Raw genomic sequence first — 2,445 nt, 5'->3', positions numbered from 1 at the left:
GAGTTTCAGCTTCTAGTCTTATGCACGAGTCTATCTTTTATTAGATAAAGTTATCACCATAAGTTCTGAAGAGCCGAAATTTTTGATAATTTTCTTGATTATAGCTTGCTTGAGAAAGCACAAAATATGTAGTGTTTTGGGGCTAGATAATCATGTATTTATACCAGTTCCAAATTAAGGCTTACTTATAAAATATTAACCAAGCTTGCAAAAATAGGTTTGTACTTTCGTCCTTAAAATTCTCTTCTGTTCTCTTCCTTTGTCTGATAAACCTCTGCGCGGTTCGATCGCCCCTATTTTTTTTGAGACATATCAACTCAAGCTGTTGTCAAGCCTACCTTTTCAGTTTACTTGTCACCCGTCAGCAAAATCATCCTATTTACTTATTGACAATTGCTCCTCTCTGTTAAATTGTCATGGAACGAACATATAAGGTTAAAAATTGTATCATAAGCAACAGAAAGTACCCAATGGTTTATGTAGTGCTCTACAATTGAGAAAAGAAACAAGATTAAGAGGCGCGATCGCGATGGATATGAATATGGATATGAATGAAAACCTAGACTGGGAAGAAGCATTTGAGTACCGAGCGGGCTTAACAGTGGAGTTGAAGTCGCAGCCTGGGGTTTTGCATACGATCGCTTACTATGAAGTGATGATGGTACCGCCCATCTGGTTAGAAAATGACCCGCGTCCCCGGTATTCTCACGAAGTGCGAGTCGTTGCCCACCAGCCAACTGTGTCCAATATTTGCCGGATTTCAGAGTGTCCTGTTTTAGTCGCCTCCTAAGTTGTTTCAGCGAGAAATATCGCCGATGGCATCTAGCCAGCAATCAAACGGATGCAGTGATTTTCGGATTGAGATTGCTTGAGTTTACTTTGGGGCGATCGCTTAAGATATAGATGACGACGAGAGTTCGATCGACTCGAATCACTTGACTTGTTCATGTTTCAAGTGAGGAAATAGCCTGATTAATGTTACCAACCCTTCTTGTTACATCTTCCTCTCCCCTACAGACAATAATTCCAGCATCGTCAGGCTGGAACCTGTGCAGTCTGATAAAATAACGGCGATTTAGAGTTAAAATATCTCGATTTTCACTTACTGCAAAAGCTAACACTTCTTGGTCAGGAATTTTTGGTTATCCTTTCCGGCTGCTTGCACTGTCAGAATATTGTGAATCATAGGGCGCAGCACTTCTACCACCACTCTGGGAAATTGTTCCTCAGCATAAATACGCGCCATCATCTTAATCATCGTCATTCTCGCCGATAGCTATTTCAATTTCATTTGAAAAAGCTGCCGCATAAGCCCAGGCATTTGCTAAATCAGTAGTTGTTAGTGTGGGATAGTTATCTAATAGTCCAATGGCACTGAAAAAGTCTCAATCACCTAGCCTGTTTACTTTTTAAGATAGAGCGAGGTTCCTGCACTCGAGGATACGGCTTCGGTCTGCATTTCAAAACTCTAGGTTCGGAACGATCGGGTCGCATCGTGAGTAAATTAGTTGCCACCTGTTCCAACAGCAATTGATGCCATTGGATCTGTTGGCGTTTTCCTGTAGTTGCCAACAGCGTCAAGAACTGATTAAACTGCTGCCGAGTCGATTGGAATGAGAGTTGAAAAGTTGTATATTCTGACGAAGATGCCGCTTGCCACATTATGGTACGCAATAAAGTGTAAGCCAATAAGTGTGTCCAGATATCTTTTCTTACCATTGCCGGAGTTTTAGCTGTTAACATCTCCATTTTTAAGGTTGTTTTGAGATAGCGTAAATTGACTTCAGCGGCTAACCAGCGAAGTCCATATAGCCGAGTTAATTGTTGAACATTGTATTGTTTGGCATCCATCAATGTTGTGACTACAATAATACGTTCGTCTCGAAAGCCACGGCGTTGAATACGCAAGCAGACTTCCCGAACGATGAAATTAGAGGGCAATGCCTCAAATTCCTCATTAATCATGTGTTTCGGACACTGTTGAGGCTTATCTCAGACAACTTGATGGTCGCCAATTCCCAACTTCTTTCCCCGCCCTTAAGTCCGTCTTACGGAGATGATTTTTCCGAAAAACCGCGTTCGCTCCCTGCTGTTTTACCAAAACTAAATCGACATAATTGCCATAAGCTCGATCCGCTAAGATTACATCGTTGGGGAGTAAATTTGCATAAAGCAAACGGCTCATCACAATCTCACTCGTCGCCAACGAAGCAATACCAGCCGATACCACTGCTCCTGTCAGCAGTGAAAACAGCACTACCATTTTCGCGATCGGAAATCCACACCCAGTTTTTTGATTGCTGTGTTGCGGATACTCGGCTTGATTGGCGGCAGTATAACTCATTAACACCGTTGTCCCATCTATAGTAATCCTAAATGATTTTCTATATCTAGAGCAATCCTAAATGATTTTCTTTGTGTAAGTATATTGACTTATTTTGGGGA

The 2,445-nt window shown here is 41.6% G+C and carries 3 protein-coding genes and 1 pseudogene; 1 reads left to right on the top strand and 3 read right to left on the bottom strand.

Features of this window, described 5'->3' with window-relative positions; translation table 11 throughout:
* Positions 1-493: 493 nt before the first annotated feature.
* Positions 494-790: a hypothetical protein gene (locus QUA40_RS28335; protein ID WP_333131982.1), complete on the top strand. Its 297-nt coding sequence runs from the start codon at positions 494-496 to the stop codon at positions 788-790.
* Positions 791-944: 154 nt separating this feature from the next.
* On the opposite strand, the gene QUA40_RS28330 is transcribed toward QUA40_RS28335, so the two are convergent.
* The 3 genes and pseudogenes from QUA40_RS28330 to QUA40_RS28320 all read right to left on the bottom strand — a co-directional run.
* Positions 945-1,121 (bottom strand): DUF5615 family PIN-like protein, encoded by a 177-nt coding sequence (locus tag QUA40_RS28330; RefSeq protein ID WP_333131980.1) that lies wholly within the window; start codon positions 1,119-1,121, stop codon positions 945-947.
* Positions 1,115-1,264, bottom strand: a complete 150-nt coding sequence (locus QUA40_RS28325; RefSeq protein ID WP_333131978.1) for a hypothetical protein — start codon at positions 1,262-1,264, stop codon at positions 1,115-1,117. The genes QUA40_RS28330 and QUA40_RS28325 overlap by 7 nt, the downstream gene beginning before the upstream one ends.
* A 125-nt stretch (positions 1,265-1,389) precedes the next feature.
* Positions 1,390-2,362, bottom strand: a pseudogene (locus QUA40_RS28320) (IS4 family transposase); the annotation flags it as partial.
* Positions 2,363-2,445: the final 83 nt, after the last annotated feature.

Source organism: Microcoleus sp. Pol11C3, assembly GCF_036701485.1.
In the GTDB taxonomy this organism is placed as follows: Bacteria; Cyanobacteriota; Cyanobacteriia; order Cyanobacteriales; family Microcoleaceae; genus Microcoleus.
This window is presented reverse-complemented; position numbering and strand designations above follow the sequence as displayed.